Genomic DNA, 469 nt, shown 5'->3' on the forward strand with positions numbered 1-469 from the left:
GTCGCATACATGGCGAACAACGCGGGCGCGAAGTTCGCAGATCCGCCGAAGCCTATGCCGGGTCAGCCAGCCGCAGGGCCGGCCGGCGCTTCTGGCGCAGCGGCGGCTTCGGGCGCCGAAGCGGCATCAGGCGCAGCCGGTGCCTCCGATGCAGCAGGCACCCAGGCGGCGGCCGCGATGGCCGCCATGGCCAATGTGCCGCAAGGCGCGGCGCCCGCATCGGGCGCGACGCAGAGCGCGGACGCATCGCAGGCGGGCAAGGCGCTGTATCAGCAGGTCTGCCAGGCCTGTCACGCGGCGGGCGTGCTGAACGCGCCGAAATTCGGCGACAAGGACGCCTGGGCGCTGCGCCTGAAGGAGCCGATGGAAACCGTCTACAACTACGCGCTGCACGGCAAGGGCGCGATGCCGCCGAAAGGCGGATCGAGCGCGTCGGACGCTGATGTGAAGGCCGCCGTCGATTACATGG

At 70.8% G+C, this 469-nt stretch carries 1 protein-coding gene; it reads left to right on the top strand.

Translation table 11 applies throughout. The features are described 5' to 3' along the window. A partial coding sequence (locus SB753_RS34730; RefSeq protein ID WP_410804565.1) for a c-type cytochrome occupies window positions 1-469 on the top strand: 469 nt, incomplete at both ends.

Origin of the sequence: Paraburkholderia sp. SIMBA_053, assembly GCF_046534895.1 — a bacterium.
Lineage (GTDB): Bacteria > Pseudomonadota > Gammaproteobacteria > Burkholderiales > Burkholderiaceae > Paraburkholderia > Paraburkholderia caledonica.